The sequence below is a fragment of the Acidimicrobiia bacterium genome, from assembly GCA_029210695.1.
Taxonomy (GTDB): domain Bacteria; phylum Actinomycetota; class Acidimicrobiia; order Spongiisociales; family JAHEDJ01; genus JAHEDJ01.
The window spans coordinates 41,267-64,108 of record JARGFH010000014.1; the positions used below are offsets into that span (position 1 = coordinate 41,267).

Here is a 22,842-nt window from a genome sequence, read left to right on the forward strand (position 1 = left end):
GCGGTCACACCGATCCGGCGGACACCACGACGACGTGGGCAGGTGGCGCGAGGGCGCCGACATCCTCGGCGACCTTGTTCTGGAGCCAGTCGGTGGCGTTGATGGCGAATAGGACGATCGCCGCCAGGATGATCACCCCGATCACGGCCGAGACGGTGCGTTTCACCAGCCACGACCACAAGATCATCCCGATGGCGATCAGTACCGCCGCCGCAATGGCCAGATTGGTCAGATTCCCGACCACGTTCTGTGCTGTGTCAATCATGTCGTGCGTCCTTTCAATCGGTGTCTGTTGTTACGAGAAGGGGAGCGGGGAGGAGATCGGAAACTTCCCAGCGGCCGTCACGCTGAGAGACCATCAGCGAGTACTCAAGGAGCTGTGCCCGGCCGTCGGAATCGGTCCCACGGACGAGGACGGAGATGGGAGTGACGCCGTCTGATGGTTCGGCCGATCCGGCTGCTGCGACCTCGATCTCGACAAAGGGTGGAGGCTGGACTGCGACGATCTCGAGCGCAGGAGCGACGTACCGGGTCAGGTCGCCCTCACTCGCGAGGTAGGCGGCGAAGAACTCGGCCAACAGCTCGGCGACCGCCGGCTCGACATCGAGACCATCGAGACGGTCAACCAGCAACGCGGGTGCTTCCACGTTGGGCGGCGCTGAGATCAGCGAGGGGAGACCGGTTGCTGTCCAGCCGTTCCTGGTCTCGGCAACACCCACAGCGAAGAACCGGGTCCCCGTCGGCACCGTGGCGGGCGCCCGGCCCGGCTCGGTCACGTGCGCAACGACCTCGGCTGCAACCGTCACCGCGTAGTAGCCCGGGGCCACTTCTTGCGCACCCAGGCTGACGGTGCTGGTCGCCGACCACGCTCCATCCTGGACACTTGTGGGGGAGTCCGCGCCGAGTATTGATTCGGCACCGCCGGACGACTCCGCACCCGCTGCCACGTACGAGGCAATGAACAGCTCAGCGAAACCCTCCGCCCCGGATGTGTCGATCGCAGTTGCGGTCGCGGGTTGAGCGGCAGCCGCATCGACACGGGCATCCAGTGATGCCAGCTTGCCGGCGATGATGAGCGCGGCGGCGGGCCCGGACACCACCAGAAGCCACAACACGACGTGGAGGATTCGCACCGTGACCGCGGGGCTCAACCAGTCACGGACGCTTCCCTCGGAGGAAGCCACACGGTCGGTGCCGGTGTTCATGCGAGCCCCATCGATCGGGCCGGCTGCCGACTGTCCCGGCGAGTAGTTGATAGCTGTCGCCGAAGAGCCTCGGTACGAGCCGCCTCAGCCCGCCAGTAGCCGTCCTCGAAGAACGCCGTCACCCGACCCGCCAGATCACGAGGCGGCAACATGCCGCCGGTGTTCAACAGGTCATCGAGCAGATCGCACCAAACATCCCATCCAGTGCGGATGCGCCGATCCAGCTCCACATCGCTCAGCTGACGGGCGTCAGGGTCGGGCTCCGGCTCGACTGCAGCCAGTTTCCGGGGACTCGGTAGGTTTGAGGTGGTCATGGGTTCCTTACCTTCCTGTCGTGCCGTGTTTGGTCGATCGAACCGGTAAGGGGCAGGCCGATGACCGGGACGCGACGGCTTCTTTCTCTTCCACGGGTCACAGCGCCAGACTCAGGCTGCGGCGCACCCGACGTTCCGCCCGCAACCGTCGCTGCCGCAACGTCTGAGGATCCACATGCTCAGAAGACGCCAGCTCGTTGATCGAGAACCCAGCAGCGCGCGACATCACAACCAGACGCGCCGCGTCCTCCCGCAGATGTGCCCGCTGCTGCACCCACTCCACGAGCGTCTCGAGCCGCTGCTCGTCAGCTGATGCGTCGATGACCTCCGAGCTAGCGTCGAGGTTGCGGTAGTCCTCGACGAAGACCAACGGCTCCGAGCGCTCCCGGACAGCCGACCGCAGAACCCGGCGCCTCGTATTGCTGTAGATCCGGAAGCTCGGCTGCGTACCTGCCGGCTCAGTCGCGCACCACGAGATCACGTCCAGCGCCGTCGCCACGACCCGCGCTGAGCGCTCCTCGACATCCCATCCGCGGATCCCGACGATCAGGCTCTTCAGCCCTGGGAGGACCACCTGCAGCGCCACCCGCCTGGCGAGGCCGTCGTCAACGGCTCGCTCGAGCAGTGTGGACAGGACCTGGTCCCGCTCCGCCCAACTCGCGACATCCCGCCGCTGCGCAGCCGACACCAGCTCATCACCGTCGGTGAAGGCCAGCCGGTCGTCGCCTGTCGACCAGGCGAGGAGGCGGTCACGCAGGCACGTCGACTGGGACAAGACCCGCCACTCCGCATCAAGCCGGCGAATCAACTCACTATCCGCCGCTTGTGACGGGCGGCCTCTCAGCCACGCGGTGCTCCTCTCGTGTGCCTTCACGTGAGGAGCGTCCGCGCGAACCCTGTCACCAGAATGTCATCAACCCTGTCAGAAACCCTCCAAACCTGGGAACGTCGCTTGGAATGTCGCTTGGTTGGCGACGCCAGAGGAGTTTGCTTGTGAACGCAGTCCAGCTGCGGCTCGCCACAGATTCCGACGAACTGCGTTCTCGATCGGACTCCCGTGGTGTCGATTCCCGTGTGCAGGGTGTCAATGCCTTGCGCACGCAGCCGATTCCAGTGGCCCTGTCAGTTGTCAGGTTGCCTTGTAGGGGATGAAGTAGTGGCCGCCACCGTCGGGGCCTCGGGCATGGCTTGCCTCGATCAGATGGGTGCCGGGCGCGGAGCTTCCAAGGTGACCAGCGAGGAGGCTGACAAGCGAGCCGGCAAGACATGCGAGATCGGCCGCCGATCCGTGGAATGTTGGAGTTGAGCAGCCGAGGGCAGGCACGAGTTGGTCGGTCTTCCTTGGTGGTGTCCAGAATCCATGGAAGCGTTCAAGGGTCGGATCGGTGTGCACTGCGAGCCAGGTGGCGTCGTCGATGGTGGCCGGCCCGAACGGGGCGGCGGGATCCGCAACGGCGAGGATGCCGAGTGTTGCGCTTCGCGGATCGGTGGCGACTTGTGCGATGAGGGGTCGGCCAGAAGCGGCCCGCGCCCACTCATCGAGCCGCGCTCCGACTGTGACGTTGATCGTTGCGTCGATCAGGATGTCGGTCGTCGGGACATATCCGTCGGCGAGCACGTCGAGTGCACTAGACGGCTCGGCGGACACCTCAAGGTCGTCGGAGATCGCGCGGAGCCGCATTGCGAGTTGGGTTGCCTTGGGGAGGCCGACGTCATCCTCCGTGTAATTCTGTCGCACCAGGAGCCCGCCAGCCACAGCTCCTGTGTCCCGGAGGACGAAGCGTCGGGCACCCGCACGGGCAATGAACTCGGCCATCCATGAACCGAGGCCACCGCAGCCCCAAATCTCGATGGTCTTGTCTGTGTAGGCCGATGTAGGTCGTTGGTGGTCGCGACGAGTGGCGATTTCAGTCCGTTCATCAGACACGGTGATCCATCCGATCGGCAGGTTGTGTAGGTGGCTAGCGATGGTCGCTCGCTGTGTGGCGATGCGTGGCACGGGTGCCATGGCGCAGGCGACGTAGGTAAGAGATTCGACGGCTGGGTGGGCAACCTCGACGATGATCCGAAGGGTCCCGTCGGTGAGATGAGGCAGGAGTCGTTCAACAGCTCCGAGGACTGCTACCACCGGTGGTCCCTTTGCAGCCTCGACACGGGCGAGGAGATCACCCAGGGTGGACGTACGCCCCAATCCGAGCACCATTGGCTCTTTGGTGCGAACCACGAGTGCGCTCGTCGTGCTGGCTGGGTCGTCGCCGGATCGTTTCGCCCAGCGGACCAGGTCGCTGCGATGTGGGGCGCGGCTCTCGATTGTGGCGAGGCTGATTGGCTTTCGGGGCGGGGCTGGCGTCGATGGTCGAACGATCAGGGTCCCGGCAACGCGGGGGCTGGGCGGGAGGCCTCCGATAGGGTGGTAGAGCGCAGTTCGGCTGTCGAATCGGTCGGCAGCAGCATCTTCGAGCCACTCGACCAGGCGGGCGACTACGCGATCGAGACCGAAGGCGGGGTGCCATTCGCGAGCGACATCGAGGTAGATGCAGATCGAGCAGAAGAACACATCAGGGAAGCGAACACATTGTGCCAGCACGTGGGGATAGCCAAGAAATCGCTTGTGCCGGACGACGACGGAGGGAGGCTTGTCGGGGTAGTCACGTCCGAACCAGAGTTCGAACTCCTCGCTGTTCGGCGAGATCGGCAATCCGGAGCCGACTCGATCCAGTGTCTGCGTGGATAGGCGCAGGAGCGCGCCGTACTCGCCCTTCCCAGCCTCTAGATGCTTGGCGGCCAGAACCAGGGGGTGGCGGTTGGGGAGTTCGCGCATTTCCGCGGCTGCTCTCGTCTGCCCGGGCGTGTGCCGTCCGGCGGGCGCGGCGGCCTGCTGTCTGCGCTTCGGTCGGCGTCGCTTCGCCTTGCTCGACATGGTCTTGTATCAGCCGCCGCGCCCGGCCCCGACGGCAGCGAGCCCTGCACCGGCGGTGCCGGCGTTGGAGGAGCCGCCACCACTCGACGTGGCCGGGAGCTTGAAGTCCAGGCCGAAGACCTTCTGCCACAACTCAAGGCTGTGTTCAATCGACGTGTCGTCCTCATACGCGACCTTGGTATCGGCCGCGATGGACGAGATCTTCTTCCGGAATGCCTGGTAGGTGTCCTCTGTCCAGCGGTGGTCGAAGGTGATCGGGTTACCGTCGGGGTCGGTGGCACCTGAGGGATCGGCGATGGAGGGCTTGGTTGGGTTGGCCTGGAGCCATTCGTTCAAGTCGGTGATTAGGTGGAAGAAGGTGGTTGGCAGATCCTCGTAGTAGGACGGGTCTGCGATCTTGCTAGCTGCGTCGACTCGTTCGCCGAGCATCGCCGTGAGCAGGACGGACCGGGTGCGCCTGAAGCTATCGCGATGGTCGCGAAGGTACTTCAGCAGGCGGATGACCCGCTTGAGGTGGCCGCCGGTGGTGTCGTTCTTCTCTTTCATCCACGCGGTGAAGCCGGCGGGGTCGGTGTCTTCCCACTCGTCGCCGTCACCGTTGACGATGACTTGACGGCCATCGCTCAGCACGACGAAAGGTACAACATCGACGTGGTAGTCGCCGGCGTACACGACGCGTACGCATCGGCACTTGGGCGGCTTGACCAAGTCCTTGTAGGTGCCGTTCCGGGCGAGTGCCGCGTGGACCACAGTGATGTACGTCTTGGGGCTATGGGCCCAGGCCTCCTGCTCGTCCATGACGAGCATGAAATCAGCGTCGAACTCCACACCGTCCGCCGGCTTGATGATCGTCCCGTGTGGCCACGAACCCTGCGGGTCGTAGTCGAGGACGATCGAGCCGATCTCACTATCGGCTTGGAGAGCGTCGAAGATTGCGGGGACACTCACGTCCAGGTTGTCGATTCGCGTCTGGTTGATATTGACCGTATTGGTCATGAACGCGTTGAAGCTTGCAGTCATTCTCATTGTGCGCTGACCTCCAGTGCAGGGTGGTAGGAGCCGTCGTCGCGTCGGTCGTAGACGACGAGGCGGGGATGGATGCCCCAGCCGACGGAGCGGCCGAGGGTGACGCCGACCGAGACCGGTGCGGCTGGGAACACGTGGATGCGCCGGACGGTCTTGTCCGACTGCTCGAGTTGGCCGAGCATCTTGCGAACCGCTCGCTCAAACGAATCGCGCACACGACGGCTACATACCGAATCAGTATGTGGTGTGCCGTCCAACTCGACGAAATAGGTGGGAAGGCCAGCAGTCTCTGCCGGCAGCTCGGCGGGGTGGATCGTCCCTGAGGCATTGATGATTAGGACAGCGTCGGTGGCCGGACGGGGTCCGGGTGCGTGCGACGGGTCCTCGCGCCGGGCCACGAACTCAGGGTCATCGTCGGCCGCTGCCGGCCAGATCCAGTTCTCCGTGGCGCGGTGTCGTTGGAACACGTCGACGGTGAGGGCGTCATCGATGCGCGAACCGAGGTAGACAAGCAGGGGGAAGCGGGCAATCGCGAATACGCTGAGATGCGGCACGATGCCCTTCTCGACGGCGGGCCGAAGGCGTTGAGCGATGACCTCGTCGATCCGGGAGGCTGCTGCTTTGTAGTAGCTATCGGCGGCGGTGAGTTCGCCGGAGATCTGGCGAAGGTCGATCTCGACGCCCCGGCGGTCGAAAGACAGAGCGAGTTCGGGAAACCGGTTCGAGGAGCGAAGTACTGCCTCCGTCGCAGCCTCCACGCCAAGGTCGACAGTTGCCCCGCGCACGTGCCCCTGCATGCGGAGCAGCACCGTACGTCTGCGACCAACGGTCTCGGTAGCCTCGAAGACCCGACGCTCGTGTTCCTCCTTCAACGTGCTGATCTGCTCCACGGTCAGTAGATCGAGTTGCGCACGCTTGTCGGCGTCGGGGTGATGGAGGCCGCAGAGCAGCAGCAGGTTGTCCGCCGCATTTCGCTGGTCGCCTGGAATCTGATGATCGCCTCGGGGGCCCGCAGCACTTGCTGCAACGTTGTGGGCGACCTCGCCGAGCAAGACCGGTCGCAGGGTCAGATCCGACTCCAGCAGGTACGCATTGCAGAAAGCGCACCGTCCACCCGAGCGTACCCACACTCTTAGTCGTTCGTTCTCCGGAACCTTGCCTCGACGTCCAGCCATCTGCTTCACCTCGCCAGTATGAATGCACGGTGTGACACTTCTCGCGACACACCGACTACGTGCGGCGCTCGCCACGAACCTTCGCCTGCCCGAGGCTCAGTGCGCTCGCCGACACGCAGCTTCTCCGCTCGGGGTCCCGGATCCTGAGGCATCACGCCGCCCGTACGGCTCACGCGCCGCCCGTTCATCTCCGCTTCTCTCCGGCGTCGGACCGCTTGCGCCGCCAACGACCTGACTTGGTCCGTGACCGTGGCTGCTTCCCGCCGCCCTGCTCTGGCACATGGGGGACCTTCCCCGCTCGTCGGTCTGGCATCTACTTCTCCTCAACTGTCACAAGATGGCCTCCTGCCGTCTCTTCTCACAGAATACTATACCATAGGGAGAGATGGACAGCGACTATGCTCAGAGGAGAGCGTTCCTCTATGGAGGTGTCATGCGGGATTCGTTGGGTTCGAGGTTGCGGGCTCGGCGCACAGAGCGGGGTCTGAAACTGACTGATGTGGCGGACGCCACCGGGCTATCGATGCAGTACATCTCCAATCTGGAGCGCGACCGTGGGAACCCGACCCTCAAGGCGTTAGCTGCCATCGCCGGCGCGCTCGAGACGACAGTCGCGGCGCTGGTGGGGGACGACGTGGATGTCGAGGACGAAAGCGATGAGCTCGTTCTGGCCGCCCTTCCAACGTCGCTCATCACCTTCAGCCGGACGGACCGCTTCGAGTCTGTAGTCGAGCAGCTCGGGATAGCGCAGGGCGTCAGCCGTGAGGACATGCGGCGTCGGGTTCTCGTTGGGATGGCATCGGCGCCGCGTCGCAGTGCTGGTGAGCCAACGCGAGACGATTGGCAGCGGCTCCTCGACGCCTACCGGTTGATCCTCGACGAGGCGTGACATGTCATCCCGTACGCAGATCGATGCTGCGGATGCCGTGCTGCTCGAGCTTATCGACCCTGCGATCCTGAGCGATTTGGCGAGGGATCCCCGATCTGTCATCGAGGCGCGCTTTGGGCCCATAGGCATCCAGCCGCTTCCATCGGCTTCGATGACAAATGACGAATGCTCATGCGACGGCTACTACGAGACGCTCCTCAACCCGGCGAAACCCTGGATTCTGTACGACTCTCGCGTCTCGGCCGAACGTCGCTCCTTCACTCTCCTCCACGAGTTGGGCCACCATCTCATAGCCTCGCGAGTCCCGGAACTCCTCGATGTGATCGATGAGATAGCTGGTCCCCGCGGCGATCCAGCGGCCGTTGAGGAGGTGCTGTGCCACCGACTCGCTGGCAAGCTGCTCACGCCCGACACTCTGCTCGATGAGGTGGTTGGCAGCGACGCCCCAAGGCCAGGGCATCTACTGGAACTCAAGGAGAAGGGTCACGCCTCGTGGGAGGCCGCTGCCGTTCGACTCGCCGATCGGATCAGCGGTCCCGGTGCAGTCGTGTTGTTGCGAGAGCCCGGGCTCGTCTCATTCGCAGCTACGTCGACCGGCGCCAGGTTCGGGTGGCCGCGCAACAGCCGGCTTCGCCCCGGAGGCGCATTGAGTCGCGCATTCTCGGTCGACGCTCGGACCAAGGAAGATCGATACCGGTGGGGACTGCCTTACGAGGAGGAGCTCTTCTGCGACACGGTCAAGGTCCACGACGAACTCGTCGTTGCGGTTATGTCTCGGCATCGCAGTACGAGGGGTCTCAGCTTTCTCGAGGAGGTGGAGCCCGTTTGGAAGAGAAGGCTTGAGCTTTGTATCGCTTGCAACGGCGAGCGAATCGTCGGATGGTGCGACAAGTGCAAGGGGCGGTTCTGCCGTGATTGCGGCAGATGCGGATGCTATCGGCCAGCGGCCACGAATCGTCACTGCGAAGGGTGCGGCCTCATCAAACCCTTCCGACCCGGGTCGGGACTTTGCCGAGACTGTGAATCGTGACTGCCTATGAGTTCGAGGCTGAGGTCGGCTGGCCTGCCCCGGGGGTTCTGCTTCAGGAGCTCCTCGAGAGCGTGGTCAGCGTACGCGAAGCCGTCAAGGCCTGGGCAGGCCAACCATCCCGCAGCGAATCACGCGGATGCTGTCAACCACCTCAAGACTGAACCGGGAAGGGAGATAGAGGAACGAAAAACCGGAATCGGGGAGCGATCTGTCCCCGCCCAGTGACGATAGCAATCCTCGGTCTACGTGCGTCGCTCAAACCTACCTGCGACCGGGCGCTCGCAACTGTCGTAGTTCTGCAAGGCGTCCCGATGCTTCGAGAGCGTAGATGGCCCCTCGCGCATGGCGGGCATCACCCAGGAGCGACTCGGCGCGTTGAGTTAGCTCCCCGCCTTCAACAACGTCAAGGGGGTCAAGGAACACAAGGTGCGCTATCTCCCAGCGATCCTTCCCTGCACCGAATCTGTACAGGTGGCGTTGGTGGAACTGCCGTTCAAGCGCGGCGCGGTCCTTCTTGTACTTGAGGTGAGCGTAGAAGTTCAGGTCCCTTCCGTATCGGAGGTTGAACGCTGCACCCAGGAACGGCCACCGATCCTTATAGAACGATCGTGATCCAAGGCCCAGCTCTTCTCTCGTCTCGCGGTACATAGTCGTCCGAAGGGAGCGACGGAATAGTCCTCTCCGCCACCAACGGAGATCCCCCCAATCTGCCGCGCCTCCGCTGCTGCAGCCGACCCCACCCCTAGCTGCCTGCACACGGTCGGAGCGTCGCTGGAGAACGATGAAGCCGTCAGCTGTGGTCACTAGCGTCGACACCCCGACCATCATTGAGTAGTACGCCGCGGCGTCTTCGCCCGAGGGCAGGTCAACTTGACGGAGCGTCCACGCCGAACCCTCGAAGAACTCGCGCAGATATGGAAGCTGCCCTGGGACTTCGAGGTGAACGGACCCCTCGGCCAGTAGGTAGTCCTCGTACTTCACCTTGGCACACCGCATTCTCAGGCCCGCACGCGTCTTGACGCCCGACATCTGAGGTAAGTCTGCAAGCCGGACCTTCGCACCCCAGTTGAGGCCGGGTCCGTAGTAGCTCTTGCGCAGCTCGCGTCCGCGCCAGCGGGCATAAGCGTCCCAGCTAAAGGGTAGTACGTCGGATCGTTCCGAAGCTTGTGCAAGGTCTGGTTTCGGCGCCTTCCGAGCCAGGCTGCAATGGACGTCGAATTGAAGATCCTGCTCCGGGTGGATGAGGAACGAGATGGGCACATGGGCGTACGGCATTGACGCTTGGAGTACGGTCGGGTTCTTAGCTCGGCGGCGGTACTCGCTGGAAAGCTCCCGGTTGGTGCGATCGACCACCACGGTAGGCCCAAACCGAGGGTGGACGCCCGAGCGAACCACGCTCCACGCGTCCCGAATGCCTGTTCGGAGAAACTGGTACAAACCAAAGAGAATCCCTGTCGCGCCAGCCCCAGCAAGAAGACTCTCCGCCAACTGGAGCATGGTGCCTGAATCTCCCGTCGCGGGCGGGGTATGGCGGAGCAGAACGCTGAGACCAGACATGCTCAGCGATAGGGCGAGCAGGAAGACAAGGCCCACGCCGATAAGATGTAGCCGAGCGCTGAGTCGCGATCGTGGCGAGAGCAGCGGCGCTGTCGTTTCGGATGGTGCGACGCTTCGTGTGGCGGTGGGTGCCGAATACATGCTTGCCCGTACCCAGTCCTCCGGTTCCGCAACCGACCTCGCATGGCGTACGTATTCGAGGATTCTCTCGACGCATTGCTTGCAGCGCGCGCCCTCATTCTCGTGGTCGACCGCGCATTCAGAAGTGTTGAGGAAGAGTCCGCCCCCGTAGTACGGGAACGACCTAGCTTCGGCCCGCACCTGGGACTCAGTCAGATCGACGGCAGGGTGGCTCGCACGGCGCTCGCGAAACCTTTGCGCGGCGTCCTCTGCCGAGACGTAGCACTCAACCAGGAAGAGCTTCGCTCTGTGTTTCTGAGCGATGCCAACGATTCCCGAACGGTGATACCACGGGGCGTAGGTCGCGTCGACGATCACAGCGACCGCCCTCCCGCTGGCGAGCTCCATGTCAGCAAGGCGATGCATCTGCCCATAGCTGAGATTGCGAACGCGTTTGCTGTGGTCCGAATCACTCAGAATGTCTCTTCGTATCTCATCCATCTCAAGGTGCGTTGCAGCCACATCGAGGCCCGCCTGGACCTGGCATGCGAGCGATGACTTCCCCGACAAGGAAGGACCAGAGAACACGATGACCCGCCGCCCGCCAGGAGCCACCCCCGATCCATCACCGGTCACCGAGGCACCGTCGCGGGGCATTTGACCTTGGCGTCGGCGTACGAGCGAGCGAGCGACGCCAGCTATCGCTCGCCATATTCTCATTATGTACCTCAACACAAGGCCGACCTTACTTGTTGATGTTGTACCCCAGCCAACTCTCGTCCAAAGATCAGTCCATGGCGATCCTCAACGTCCTGTACCTGAGCGCGCGTGGTCGCGGAATGCCACGGTTCTCCCGACTCACGGACGGGTGTAGTTGGCGTTGCAGGTGAACGACCTGCGCTGCCACGGCGACGCCAAAGTCGAGCTGCTGACGAGGTTGATCTGCCCTTGCCGGTCGTCGAGTGCCCATTCGACGGCGACTTCGAATCTGCCCTCGTGGTCGAAGTCAGGGAACATCAGGTCTGCAGCACCACCCACGAGGACGGTTCTGCCTTCGACGTCGGCATGAGTACCGGCGATCCCGTCGCGGGAGGCGCGCCGCCGCGGGCCTGGGGCGATCCGAGCGCCGTGTGACGTCAGTGCCCAGTACGCAATGGTGGTTCGGCATCGCTGGCGGCTGCACTGGAATGGCAGCGGCGGCGTGGTACGGAGCGGGTCGAGGAGCACGTTGGGTTCTGGGTCGTCGATTAGCGCCGCCTCGGCGACGTCGTTGTTACGGAGCCATCGAATTACATCGTTGACATTTACCGTCTTGCTCGCGACAGTAACCAGTAATCGACCCGGTTATCACAATGGATGCCCGCCCGCAGTGCTGCGACTGCGGCATTTACGTGGCTCGTGGTCGCAGAAGGACTATGGCGCGACCTAGAGGGGCATCGTACTCGGCAGCCGGACCAAGTCGTTCTTCCGATCTGGGATAAATACAAGGCCAAGCGATTCGGGCCTAGCCTACCGTGGCCGGTGGAATCGGTAAGCGCCGCACAGATCGTTCTGAACGCTGCGGATCGAGACATCGTCGACGAGCCGATCCAAGCTGCCAACACCAACCGCCACGGGTTCCTTCATGGCAATGTCGCAGGGATCATCCGCATCCACCATGCGGTGAAAGTGTTCACACTGGTCGATGCACTCGTGGATATGGCTGAGGAGTACGCGAGTGATCTGCCTGACGAGCGGCGGCTGGAACGGGCGCCGTGGGAAGATTCGCCCGGCAGCATTATCCGCACACCGGTTCGTTACGGACCATTGCCCGGCATGTCCGCCTTGAACGACGAGTGAGCAACCTACGCGGCAAGGCAGGCCGCCCCCACTGGCGGGTCCGATTGGTCAGCTCTCTTAGTCGACCCTTTGCATCAATGTCACCGGGATTCTGAACTCGCCGCCCACCAGGTGAGGAGGGCGCGGCGAGCTATGTGCTCAAAGATGTGGAGATACATCGGGAGGTCTTCAGCCTTCCAGACGCTCTGACCGACAGCTGCGGCGAGACCCAAAGGTCGTTCCTCGGTGTTCGGATATCTGATCGGACCGTCAAGCAGCGGGCCAGGAAACGCCTTTCCGCCGTGCAGACTCTTGCTGCGGTATCCGTAGATCTGGCTCAGACCATGTCGCAGTTTGCTCCAATCGACCTGCATCGCCGGTTCTGGTCGGCTCTCCGGCGGAGGGGGTTTGAAAGCATCAAGGAAATCGAGGAACTTCCTTGTCGATCGAGTGACCTGGACAAGCTTCTCAGCCGCGTAGTCAACCAATTCAGCGCCGCCAGCTTGCTGGAGGCGCTCGAAGAGGCCTTGGTCCCAAGCTTCCAGATGCTCCGCCGGGTCGGCCTGCCCCTGCCACCAATGATCAGCGGCAGTCTCGACAGCTGACACGAACTTGAGCCATGCGTACTCGGGGTCGTCTTCGGCAACCCATAGGCCTGCTTGATACGCCCGTGCCGATCGGATCAGCGCGACCGCCGTCGACAGATCGAGGTCCGGATACGAGCCGAGCAGGTCCGCAACATCATTGAGCTGATGGGTACCCAGAGCCGAGGGCACAGCAGGTCGGTGAGACGCGGGCGGTATATAGGGCTGAACGTGTTTGTGGGAACGCGGTCGGCCCATGGGATCACCGTCTGCGTCGAAAGCGCGTGGCGTCCCACCCCTCTGTGTCAACCTGGGGTGAGGCGGGTTGATAGACGGAAATATTGTGCTTTGAGGGCGGGGAGGGATGTTCCCGATGAACACGGAAATGTTGCAGTCTGAGCAGCGACGCGGCGATGCTGGCGTCATGGAATCATCACATACCGATCCTGATCCTGAGGTTCCGGTGCGGGCCCGGCCGCCGCGGAGCTATTCGGCGAAGTACAAGGCCCGGATCCTTGCCGAGTATGAGGACCTGTCGAAGGGTGACAAGGGGGCGTTGTTGCGACGGGAGGGCCTGTACTCGTCGCTGATTTCGGAGTGGCGGAAACAACGTGACCGGGGAGCTCTCGAGGCGTTGTCGAAGTCGTCGGGTCGCCCACCGGCTGATCCGTTGGAGCGGGAGAACGTCCGGCTGGTCCGGGAGAACCGGCGTCTCGAAACGGATTTGGATAAGGCTCGCAGGGTGATCGAGGTGCAGGGGAAACTCTCGGCGTTGTTGGAGCAGCTCGCCACCGGCAGCGCCACCGAGACGAGGGGCGAGAAGCAATGATCGATGAGGCGATCGACGAGTTGGCGCCGGTGGTGGGGGTCACCGGGGCGTGTCTGGCGACGGGTCGGCCCCGTTCGACCCATTACCGCCGGCACCGGCAGAGCCCGCCACCGCCGAAACCCGAGCGGGTCCCGCAGCTCCAACCGCGGGCCCTTTCGGAGGTGGAACGCAAAGAGATACTGCGGGTGTTGCATGAACCCGACCATGTCGATGAGGCACCCGCAACGGTGTTCGCCAAGCTGCTCGACGAAGCAACCTATCTGGCGTCGGTATCGACCATGTACCGGATTCTGCGGGCCGAAGGAGAGGTGGGTGACCGGCGCCGCCACGCCACCCACCCTGCCCACAAGAAACCTGAACTGATCGCTGTGGCACCCAACGACGTGTGGAGTTGGGATATCACCAAACTGCTCGGCCCCCACAAGTGGAGCTACTACTACCTGTATGTGATCATCGATATCTACTCGCGGTATGTGCCCGGGTGGATGCTCGCCGACAAAGAGAACGGCCGGCTGGCCGAGCAGCTACTCGCCGAGACCACCGCCAAACAACACATCGAACGTGACCGGCTCACCATCCACGCCGACCGCGGTTCACCAATGGTCGCCAAACCCGTAGCGCATCTACTCGCCGACCTCGGAGTCACCAAGAGCCATTCCCGGCCGCATGTCAGCAACGACAACCCGTACTCGGAGAGCCAGTTCCGTACCCTCAAATATCGGCCCGAGTTCCCCGAACGCTTCGGCAGCATCCAAGACGCCCGCAGCTACTGCAACTGGTTCTTCGGCTGGTACAACAACCAGCACCGCCACTCCGGTATCGGGTTCCACACCCCCGCCGACGTCCACTACGGCCGGGCCGAAGCCATACAGCAACAACGAGCCCAGGTCCTCAACGCCGCCTACGCCGCCCACCCCGAACGATTCGTCCGGAAACCACCCCAACCACCGGCCCTACCCACCGCGGCCTGGATCAACCCGCCACCCGACAGCGAGGACAACACAACGACACAATGAAACCCCAACCAATCCGTCTCAAAAAGGTTGACAGGCACCGGTCGCTCGGCGAATGGTGCCAGCTGACGCGAAGCACGACCGCTGGAAGAGGGTCCCCGGGTCTATGAGGTTGGATTGGCACTGTATTGAGCAGCGAAAACGGCCCGAGTCCTCCGAGGATCTCGCCGGTCACGTGAGCGTCCGTGTAAAGCGTGTACTCCTCAACGCCGTGAACTGGTTCGCTCGCACGAAAGGCACGCCAGTTCTCATACGCGGTCAGATCTGAAGGGGGCTGCGGCATCTCGCCATCTTCGAACGTTTGGTTCACGGCCTGCCTCCCCTGCTAATCCGAGGCTCGTCGTCCATGTCATATCGAGTCAAGCGTATCCGTCGTTGAAGAGCTGCCACAGCACGAACGAGCCTCTGAGACGTGTGTCGTGTCAGTCTTGATCCCGCCTGCTGGCTCAGTCGCTGGCCAACTCGTCGAGTATGAGAAGGCCGAGCGCCACGAATCGGTCGACCGCGAGGTGTCGAGCGTGGCTCGGATCGACGGCTTCCTCCCTTCCACCAACACGAACGGTGTATGCGGCTGATTCACCGATCATCACACTCAGCGGCACGTGGCGGTGGACGAGAGCGTTGCGAACATCGATGAGTCGATCGACGTGTGCCGACCCATGCGTCTCGACAACCCACCGCTGCTGAGCGGGCGTCAATGAGTCGAGCACCGCTCGTGTGGTTGCTACCTCGCGGAGGTCAGGCTCTCGTTGCGTCCGTCCTGCAAGTGCTGCCAATGCAGCTGCACAGAGGTCGATTGAGGCGGCTGCAGACACGACCGTGAGCTGGAACCCACTGAGATACACGAACTGAGCGTCGTCCTCGAACGCGACGCTCAGCGAGGGTGCCTGGTCGTACATGCGGGCTCCCACCCCCGAGTAGCGAAGGTGAAAGCCCGCCTGAACGATCCGGTGTCCCGCCTGAGTCCCGGAGTACCCGTGCTTCGCAGACAGATTCGCCAGAAGCCCTGCTGCGAACCGGTGAGTCCGAGGTCCTTCCTCGATGCGGTGACCGCGGAACTCGTCGGGGATGTCATCAACTGAGAGCATGGATGCACCTCCTGGGCGGCGATTGCGAACAAGCGATCCCTCGGAGGCATTGCGCCTCGGTCTGTCGCTTGGGGGAGTTCGGCGGTTCGAGCATTGGGCACCAGAGTACGGGTCGGGTGTGACGGGTCGGGTGTAACCCCGTTCGCAGGGGTCGGCGACCGTGGCGCGCAGGATTCCGGTTTTTCGTTCCTATGTCTCCCTTCCCCTCAAGACTGAACCAGGCTTTCGCCCGTCGCTCCGCTTGGTCGATGCCTATCGTTGCGTGTCGTACTTCCGGCGCTTGGCCCGCCTTACTTGCCAAGGGGCTGGCGGCGACGGGGCTCGGGCCTGACGTGTGGTGAGCATTGCTCCATCGCGCTGTCCGTGGACTGTCCGTCAAGTGTCCGTCAGAGGACCGAAAACGACCAAAGACTACGAGAGGTGACAACAGACGAAATCCCTTGCCATGTGGGGGTTTTCGCCCAAATCGCCTGTGCTGCCAAGACCCTTGTTCTGCCTTCACACGGCAGAGGCCACTGGTTCGATCCCAGTAGCGCCCACTCGGAAACCGTTGCGCCGCAACGGTTTCTGGCGTTTCTGAGAGCGCGAAATCCAACGGTGGCTCCGCTAGGACGCGCATGGGACGCGTTTTGTCTCGAGCTACTCCTCAACTCTGGCCGCCGCGACCGCATCGTGACGACGTCCGGATGCGCCTCGTGGACGGCCTCTCGTGCTCCGTCACATGGACGGTGGCATGATCGAGTTCTCGATACTCGGACCGCTGCTGGTACTGGCCGATTCTGTTGAGGTCTCGATTACGTCGCCACTTCAACGGGCGTTACTGGTTCGGCTGCTTCTCGAGCCGGGCAAGGTGGTATCAGTGGATCGCCTCGTTGAGGATCTCTGGGGTGACGCCCAGCCGGCCAATCCTGCAAATGCGCTGCGCTATCACGTGTGGCAGCTTCGGGACGCGCTCGAGCCCGACCGGCCGCGACGGTCCGAGGGCGGCTATGTCCGCACCAGGGCGCCGGGGTACTACCTCGATCAGGAGCAAGCATCGATTGACGCCGTCGAGTTTGAGCGACTGGCGGTTGCGGGGCGTGCGATGGTGGAGGACGAGCCTGAACGCGCTGCGGAGCTCCTCGAGGACGCACTCGGATTGTGGCGGGGGGAGGCACTCGCGGACGTTGCCGACTGCGAGTTCGCCCACGATGTGCGCCTGAGGTTGGAGGAACGCCGGTTATTGGCGGTTGAGGACCGGGTCGCTGCCAGATTGGCGTGCGGTGCTGCAACGGATCTGGTCCCGGAGTTGGAGCAGCTTGCGGGCAAGCATCCGTGGCGTGAGCGCCTTCGCGGGCAGTTGATGGTGGCGCTATATCGGTCGGGGCGTCAGGCCGATGCCCTGGCGGCGTTCCGTGACGCCCGCAGGTTGTTTGGTGAGGAGTTGGGTATCGAGCCATCTCCGGAGCTCGCGGCGATCGAGGAACGGGTGCTCTTGCACGACACCGAGCTGGCTGCGCCACTCGGGACAGGCCGGCCGGGGTCCAACCTCCCGGAGCCGTTGACGTCGTTCATCGGACGGGACAGTGAACTCACTCAGCTTCAACGGCTGCTCGGAGAACGACGTCTCGTCACCCTGGTGGGCTCGCCGGGAGTAGGGAAGACTCGCTTGGGTATCCAAGCTGCAAGGCGCATGACGCACGGAGAACGGCATGTTGCGACGTGGATCGACCTCGTACCTATCCGCAGCAGAGATGACCTCATCCAAGCTATCGCTGACGCGCTGGAGCTCTCACGTCCGGCCGCCCAAGCAGGCGGGGATGCAACACCCATGACGGAGGTCTCGGTTCTCGAATCGCTTCGTCGGCGACCCAGACTGTTGGTCCTGGATAACTGTGAGCACGTCGTCGATCTCGTTCGCGACGTGGCTGGGGCCTTGCTGGCCGCTTCGTCCGGGACGCGGATCCTCGCCACCAGTCGTCGACCACTTAACGAGGCGGCCGAGGTGATCTTCGAGGTAACACCCCTGCACGTGATTGATCCGGTCGACTTGGGAGACGACGGTTGGCGGCGCCTGCTGGCCACAGAGTCGGGCGCCTTGTTCATGGAACGCGCCTCGGATGCCGGCGCCCGCTTCACCAAGACGCGGGCATCGGCGGCTCAGATCGCCGAACTCTGCCAACGACTCGATGGCTTGCCTTTGGCGCTGGAGTTGGCAGCCACTCGCGCCCGGTCGATTGGTCCTGCCGATCTCCTCAGTCATCTCGGCGAACGTTTCGAGCTTCTCAACGGATCACCCGCTGATCCATCAGGCAAGGGGACGCTGTGGAGCGCCCTCGAGTGGAGTTATGACCTCCTCGAAGCCGACGAGGCGACGGCGCTCTGTTGGCTATCGGTCTTCGTTGGAGCGTTCGATCTGGAAGCAGGGACTGCGTTGATAGGTGCTGCCGGGGACACGCCGGCGTCTCGGTACAGCCTGGTCTCACAACTGGTCGACCACTCCCTGCTGGTGGCCGAACCAGCCGAGGGTGGGAAGCGTCGCTTCCGCTTGCTCGATTCGGTCCGCGACTTCGCCCTCGAGAAAGTCAAGCAGCGCGGCGAGACATCCGCCGCAGAATCAGCACACACCAGATATGTCGCTCGTCTCGCGGAGCAAGCTTGGGGAGCTCGCGCCGATCGAGAACTTCGAGAGGAGCTCCACCAGCGGCTCGATTCGGTCAGGTTCGACGTGAGAGCCGTCATTGACCGCCTACTCGCTTCCGGAGACGCCTGCCGTGCGATCGGTGTGGCCGGGGCCCTTGGTGAGTACTGGCGCGCGAGACGTTCATACGGAGATGCGATTGCCATATGCCGCGCCATCGGCGAAGACTGCCTCGGGGGCGACGTCCGTCTCGTTGCCCGCTTCTTGAACGGATGGGCTGAAGCTGAAGCGGTGATGATGCAGCCGCAGAAAGCCCAAGACCTTTGGAGGCGGGCCTACCCCCTGGCCGAGTCGGCCGGGGAGTGGTCCCTTGCTGCCGCTGCGCTCGTCGGAACGACGATGTGGCCGGGCCTCCACAGCCCGTGGGAACCGCGATTCGATGGAGTGTGGATGCGTGCTGTGGACTGCTATCGCCGGGCTGATGACGTCCTGGGAGAGGCCCGGGCGTACAACGAACGCGGCTTCAGAGAATTGGTAGCCGGCGACTTCGACCAAGCGTCGACCCACCTCGAGAGCGCACGTGCGCTCTTCGAGCAGGCCGAGGATGACGATGGAGTCCTAGAAGCGTTGGGGGATCTTGCGATGACCGCTCGGAACGCTGGCGACCTCGCAACCGCGCGCGCCACCGTTGAGCGGGGATTGGCGGTCATCACTGATCGGCCGGACGACGCTCGCAGACCGCGCCTACTCGTGGAATCAGCAGAGATCGCAATGGAAGAGGGCAAGCCCGACGCTGCCGTGAACCACTTGTTGCTGGCCCTGGCCATTGAGGACGAGTGCGCACCTGGAACGTTCTTCGCCAACACGCTTCGCTGTCTGCTGGGCTGGGCGCTGAGGGCATGCGGTCGCCACCGAGATGCGCTCGACCACATGACCTCAGCGATCCGGTTCTGCATCCGCTCGCCGTGGGCCGACCCCGACAAGTCGGGTCACGCTGCATGGCTACTCGAGTCGGTCGCCGGCCTCTGCGCCGAAGCGTTCGCCCCGGCCCTCGCTGCGACGCTCTTCGGTGCAGCGGAGGCTGGTCGGCGACGGGTCGGCGCACGAATGCCGGCCTGGGACCGGTCCCGGTATGACGCCGACGTTGCCCGTCTCAGGAAGCGCCTCAAACCAAACGAGCTCGAGAGCGCCTGGGAGAAGGGCGCGAGGCTGTCGGTCGAGACCGCCGCCCACCTTGCGATATCCGAACTGACCCCCTTCCTCGCCGTTTCGGGCTGACACCGCCCACTCGCTTTACGATTCGGGCCAGATAGCCGCCAGATAGCGGCCAGATGCCTCCACCGCACGGTGGAGGCATGAAGAGAATCATCGCCTTCCTCATCACAGCGGCTCTCCTCACCCCGGTTGGGGCGCAACCGGCCGCATCGAAAGTCACCGATCCAGCGCTTGCACTGACACTCACGCCATACCTGACCGAAGCTAGCCACGCATCCGCACTGGAGTTCGAGACAGTACCCAAGGAGCCGGTTCATAGCCCCGTCGACCCAGAAGCCGCTGCGCTGATGACGTGGGCGCGGACGAGATTCGAAGCCGCCGGCCTGACACTGCCCGACGTCACACTCTTCGTGCACGAGAGCCGCGACTCGTGCGACGGCAACGTCGGGCTCTTCAAAGGCTCCGACGCTGGCGGCGAGGTTCACCTCTGCACCGAAGACATGAACCTCGTCAAGCGCAGGACGCTGCTCCATGAACTAGGCCACGCATGGACCCTGCAGCACCTCTCAGGCGAAGACATCTCGTCCTTCCTGGCGTTGCGCGGTCTCGAGCACTGGAGCGAACCCGCACCGTGGTATCACCGAGGCATTGAGCACGCCGCCGAGATCATGGCATGGGGTTTGTACGACACAGAACTTCGCGTGGTCACGATCGAGCCCAGCGACCCAGCAAGCCTGAGGATCGCTTTCCGCTTCCTGACCGGGGCTGATCCCATCTGCGGCGAGAATTGACCAGGCAGAACGGCTCCCGTTCCACTCGCGGCTCTTGAGCCAGCCGCCTCCGCAACACCACCTCGGCGCAGTGGTCGCGAGGCTTGGCAGACTCAGTTGCCAAGACGGAGCACGGTGCTACGTGCATCCCTGCTTAGCGTGCGTGAAGCCAGCTGGGCCTCAAGGCGCTCTGCTGCGGCCTCGTCGGCGCCTTCGTAGAGATGGCCGTACACGTCCAGAACTGTGCGTACCGAGGTGTGGCCTAGCCGGTCGGCGATCACCTTCGGGTGTTCGCCCTGGGCGATGAGGAGCGCTACCTGGGATCGGCGCAGCGTGTGAGTTCCCAGGTCCTGGTCCAGGCCGGCACCGGCGAGGGCGCGCTTCCACACACGACGCATCCACGCCGTTCTCCGGATGGGGCCACCTTCCGGTGCCGGGAATATCCAGGCTTCCGGTCCGGTCTCATCGAGCCGGGCGATGTGCTCGATGAGTTGCTCGGTTATCGACCGGGGGAGCACGACGGTTCTTATGCTCTTCGTCGTCTTGGGTGGACCGACGATCACCTCGCCCCGCACGTCGGACGCCGTTCGGCGAACGCGGATCAGACTCCTGAGAGGATCGAAGTCGCCGAGTTGAAGACCAGCGAGCTCGCCGATCCGAAGCCCACCAAAGGCGCCGACGAGCACGAGTGCCCTATAGCGAGGGTCGATCGCATCGGCGAGACGCATCACCTCCTCGACCGTGAAGGCAACAGGTTCGCTCCGCTCGATCTTGGGGAGCCGGACATCGCGGGCGGGGGAGAGGGCGATCAATCGATCTCGCACCGCCAACCGGAACACGCCGGAGGCGATCTGCCATGCCTTCTGGACGGTGGCCGGCGCCTTGCCCTCCGCCATCAGATCGGCGACCCACGCCTCGAGATCAGACGGCTGCACGCTCCCGACCGGCTTGTCACCGAGGTGGGGGAGCACGAGCGAGTGGAGATAGGACCGATCTCGAGCTTGGGTGGACTTCCGGAGCGCCACGCGCCCCGCCAACCACCGCTCGGCGACCGACTCGAATAGCACTCGCCCCGCCCGGGGGTCCACCCATTCCCCTCGGTCGAGCTTGACCAGTTCGTTGTTCAACCAGCGTTGGGCGTCGATCCGACGATCGAACGTCCGAGAGCGCCACCTCCGATCGGGAGCCTGATACCGCGCCCGGTACCTCCCGTTTTCGCGTCGGTCGATTGTCGTCCGGGCCATGACGCCCTCCCTCGTGTCTCCGTCATCCTCTCCCGCTGACACTACGTCGTCGGGACGACACAAACTCATGCGGTTTAGGCTCGATGCGTTCCTGGATCCACTGTTGCACGTCACGCCACCGGTAGCGGAGGTGCCGACCCACCCGAAACGCCGGCGGTCCCTCCCTCCGGTAGCGCCAGGCATAGAGCGTCTTGACCGGCACCTCGAGGTAGGCGGCGAGCTCGCGGACGTCGACAAGGCGCTCGTCGTGTTCCATCGCGAAATCATGCCGGGGCACCCTGTCAGACGGATGTCAATTCGTTGCCATTGGAGTTGCACATTGCAGATTCAGAGACTCGCCCCGTGGTTCGGGTGCCTCCGGTGGGAGCCTCGATAGAGCCAATGATTCCGGGCGTTGACAGGGTCCCTGACAGGGTTGCGGACATTCTGCGGAAAGGGTGGTCGACGGCTCCGAGTGTGATCTCGACATGGCCGGGCTGCCGATCCGCCGCTCGAAGTGGCCTCGTGCCTACAACGAGAACAACACAGGGGTAGAAAGGTCCCCGGCTTGCCGTATGACAGCCCGGTGACAGGGTCGTCGGGTTGGATGCCGCTCATGAGACGACCAGAACCGACCATGCCGACACTGAATCCGATGGAGTGGCGCCGTGGAGGTGGCCATCCCACACGTCGGCTGGAGCGTGACCGCCACTGCAACGCAACACAAACGATGACGACAGCAGCGGAATCCGAATGCTTGCAGTCCCCAGGCACTGAACCGCCCCCACGCTCCGGAGAGCAATCGCCTCCAGCACTACGAACGTCGACGAAAGCGCACCGCACCCAGATCGCGATTCGCGCTCACCACCCTCCAACACCACACGCACGTGCAACACTTCCTGTGTCAAGCCCTGGGTGGTTTGGTTGGTGTTGTCAGGGCGCGTGGGAGTGGGGCCGCGGCGCGGCCCGTCAGCGGGTGGGTTGTTGGTTCTAGCCGGTTAGGGATTGGAGGTTGCCGTGCCGGTCGGGGTTGTAGGGGGTGTGGTCGGTCCAGCATCTCCAGATGACCCGGATCCAGGCTCGGGCCAGGACGCGGATGGCGTGGGGGTGGTCACAGCCTCTTGCTCGTGCCTGCCGGTAGACGTCGTTGGCCCATTGGTTGCCGTGGCGGCTGTTGTTGGCGTAGGTGGTGATGGCCTGTCGGAACCATTTGTTGCACGCCCGTCGGAACAGCACGTTTCTGTATTTGCCGGATTGTCGGGTGATGGGAGACACGCCTGCTTGTGCGGCGACCGATTCTGCGTCTGGGTAGGCTTGGCGGACGTCGCCCCATTCGGCGAGCATTTGGGCGGCGTTGATCGTCCCGGAGTGAGGTGTATCTGACTCTTTGATATAGGTCGCCGGGTTCCTAACCCAATTCATGGTCGGGTCCGGGGCGGGTTGTTT

21 protein-coding genes are annotated in these 22,842 nt (G+C 63.6%); 7 read left to right on the forward strand and 14 right to left on the reverse strand.

The genetic code is table 11. The features are described 5' to 3' along the window. Positions 1–4 precede the first annotated feature (4 nt). The 7 genes from P1T08_06515 to P1T08_06545 all read right to left on the reverse strand — a co-directional run bounded on the left by P1T08_06515 (position 5) and on the right by P1T08_06545 (position 6,640). Complete coding sequence (locus P1T08_06515) at positions 5–265, reverse strand: hypothetical protein (GenBank protein ID MDF1595734.1); 261 nt, start codon at positions 263–265, stop codon at positions 5–7. A gap of 13 nt (positions 266–278) precedes the next feature. Then, a complete protein-coding gene (locus P1T08_06520; GenBank protein MDF1595735.1) occupies positions 279–1,205 on the reverse strand; it encodes a conjugal transfer protein in 927 nt (308 codons plus the stop codon). Continuing rightward, on the reverse strand, positions 1,202–1,519 hold the full coding sequence (locus P1T08_06525) for a hypothetical protein (GenBank protein ID MDF1595736.1): 318 nt from the start codon (positions 1,517–1,519) through the stop codon (positions 1,202–1,204). The genes P1T08_06520 and P1T08_06525 overlap by 4 nt, the downstream gene beginning before the upstream one ends. Positions 1,520–1,616: 97 nt before the next feature. Then, positions 1,617–2,393, reverse strand: coding sequence for a hypothetical protein (locus P1T08_06530; GenBank protein ID MDF1595737.1), 777 nt, complete (start codon positions 2,391–2,393; stop codon positions 1,617–1,619). Between the two features lie 255 nt (positions 2,394–2,648). Beyond that, the gene (locus P1T08_06535) at positions 2,649–4,439 is read right to left on the reverse strand and encodes a ThiF family adenylyltransferase (protein ID MDF1595738.1); all 1,791 of its coding nucleotides are present in this window, start codon (positions 4,437–4,439) and stop codon (positions 2,649–2,651) included. A gap of 9 nt (positions 4,440–4,448) precedes the next feature. Further along, positions 4,449–5,465, reverse strand: a complete 1,017-nt coding sequence (locus tag P1T08_06540; protein ID MDF1595739.1) for a nucleotidyltransferase — start codon at positions 5,463–5,465, stop codon at positions 4,449–4,451. Beyond that, complete coding sequence (locus P1T08_06545) at positions 5,462–6,640, reverse strand: SAVED domain-containing protein (GenBank protein MDF1595740.1); 1,179 nt, start codon at positions 6,638–6,640, stop codon at positions 5,462–5,464. The genes P1T08_06540 and P1T08_06545 overlap by 4 nt, the downstream gene beginning before the upstream one ends. 385 nt (positions 6,641–7,025) lie before the next feature. Between P1T08_06545 and P1T08_06550 the strand changes: the two genes are divergently transcribed. Both P1T08_06550 and P1T08_06555 read left to right on the forward strand, forming a co-directional pair. Continuing rightward, positions 7,026–7,529, forward strand: a complete 504-nt coding sequence (locus P1T08_06550) for a helix-turn-helix transcriptional regulator (protein ID MDF1595741.1) — start codon at positions 7,026–7,028, stop codon at positions 7,527–7,529. A 1-nt stretch (position 7,530) separates the two neighbouring features. Next, positions 7,531–8,559, forward strand: coding sequence for an ImmA/IrrE family metallo-endopeptidase (locus P1T08_06555; GenBank protein MDF1595742.1), 1,029 nt, complete (start codon positions 7,531–7,533; stop codon positions 8,557–8,559). A gap of 261 nt (positions 8,560–8,820) precedes the next feature. Here the strand turns inward: P1T08_06555 and P1T08_06560 are convergent, their stop codons facing one another. Next, entirely contained in the window at positions 8,821–9,912 is a 1,092-nt protein-coding gene (locus P1T08_06560; protein ID MDF1595743.1) for an NUDIX hydrolase, read from the reverse strand. Between the two features lie 387 nt (positions 9,913–10,299). On the opposite strand from P1T08_06560, the gene P1T08_06565 reads away from it, so the two are divergent. Then, positions 10,300–10,794, forward strand: a complete 495-nt coding sequence (locus P1T08_06565) for a hypothetical protein (protein ID MDF1595744.1) — start codon at positions 10,300–10,302, stop codon at positions 10,792–10,794. A gap of 300 nt (positions 10,795–11,094) precedes the next feature. Here P1T08_06565 and P1T08_06570 read toward each other — a convergent pair whose 3' ends face one another. Next, a complete protein-coding gene (locus P1T08_06570) occupies positions 11,095–11,463 on the reverse strand; it encodes a hypothetical protein (GenBank protein ID MDF1595745.1) in 369 nt (122 codons plus the stop codon). A 294-nt stretch (positions 11,464–11,757) separates the two neighbouring features. Here P1T08_06570 and P1T08_06575 point away from each other — a divergent pair, with 294 nt between their 5' ends. After that, positions 11,758–12,075 carry a hypothetical protein gene (locus P1T08_06575; GenBank protein MDF1595746.1) on the forward strand — a complete coding sequence of 106 codons (318 nt, stop codon included), beginning with the start codon at positions 11,758–11,760 and terminating at the stop codon, positions 12,073–12,075. An 80-nt stretch (positions 12,076–12,155) separates the two neighbouring features. Here the strand turns inward: P1T08_06575 and P1T08_06580 are convergent, their stop codons facing one another. After that, a complete protein-coding gene (locus P1T08_06580) occupies positions 12,156–12,830 on the reverse strand; it encodes a hypothetical protein (GenBank protein ID MDF1595747.1) in 675 nt (224 codons plus the stop codon). Positions 12,831–13,062: 232 nt separating this feature from the next. Between P1T08_06580 and P1T08_06585 the strand changes: the two genes are divergently transcribed. Further along, positions 13,063–14,483, forward strand: a protein-coding gene (locus P1T08_06585) for an IS3 family transposase (protein ID MDF1595748.1) whose coding sequence is annotated in 2 segments (ribosomal slippage) — positions 13,063–13,402 and positions 13,402–14,483 — 1,422 coding nt in all. Because the reading frame shifts where the segments join, the coding sequence is not laid out codon by codon here. A 443-nt stretch (positions 14,484–14,926) separates the two neighbouring features. Here P1T08_06585 and P1T08_06590 read toward each other — a convergent pair. Continuing rightward, positions 14,927–15,568 (reverse strand): hypothetical protein, encoded by a 642-nt coding sequence (locus tag P1T08_06590; protein MDF1595749.1) that lies wholly within the window; start codon positions 15,566–15,568, stop codon positions 14,927–14,929. A gap of 709 nt (positions 15,569–16,277) precedes the next feature. Between P1T08_06590 and P1T08_06595 the strand changes: the two genes are divergently transcribed. Both P1T08_06595 and P1T08_06600 read left to right on the forward strand, forming a co-directional pair. Further along, entirely contained in the window at positions 16,278–19,466 is a 3,189-nt protein-coding gene (locus P1T08_06595) for a BTAD domain-containing putative transcriptional regulator (GenBank protein MDF1595750.1), read from the forward strand. A 77-nt stretch (positions 19,467–19,543) separates the two neighbouring features. Next, positions 19,544–20,194 carry a hypothetical protein gene (locus tag P1T08_06600; GenBank protein MDF1595751.1) on the forward strand — a complete coding sequence of 217 codons (651 nt, stop codon included), beginning with the start codon at positions 19,544–19,546 and terminating at the stop codon, positions 20,192–20,194. A gap of 92 nt (positions 20,195–20,286) precedes the next feature. On the opposite strand, the gene P1T08_06605 is transcribed toward P1T08_06600, so the two are convergent. The 3 genes from P1T08_06605 to P1T08_06615 form a co-directional block, all read right to left on the reverse strand. Continuing rightward, positions 20,287–21,417 carry a tyrosine-type recombinase/integrase gene (locus P1T08_06605; protein MDF1595752.1) on the reverse strand — a complete coding sequence of 377 codons (1,131 nt, stop codon included), beginning with the start codon at positions 21,415–21,417 and terminating at the stop codon, positions 20,287–20,289. 22 nt (positions 21,418–21,439) lie between these two features. After that, positions 21,440–21,673 carry a helix-turn-helix domain-containing protein gene (locus P1T08_06610; protein ID MDF1595753.1) on the reverse strand — a complete coding sequence of 78 codons (234 nt, stop codon included), beginning with the start codon at positions 21,671–21,673 and terminating at the stop codon, positions 21,440–21,442. Positions 21,674–22,386: 713 nt separating this feature from the next. Beyond that, the coding region (locus P1T08_06615) for a transposase (GenBank protein MDF1595754.1) at positions 22,387–22,842 on the reverse strand (456 nt) is incomplete at its 5' end.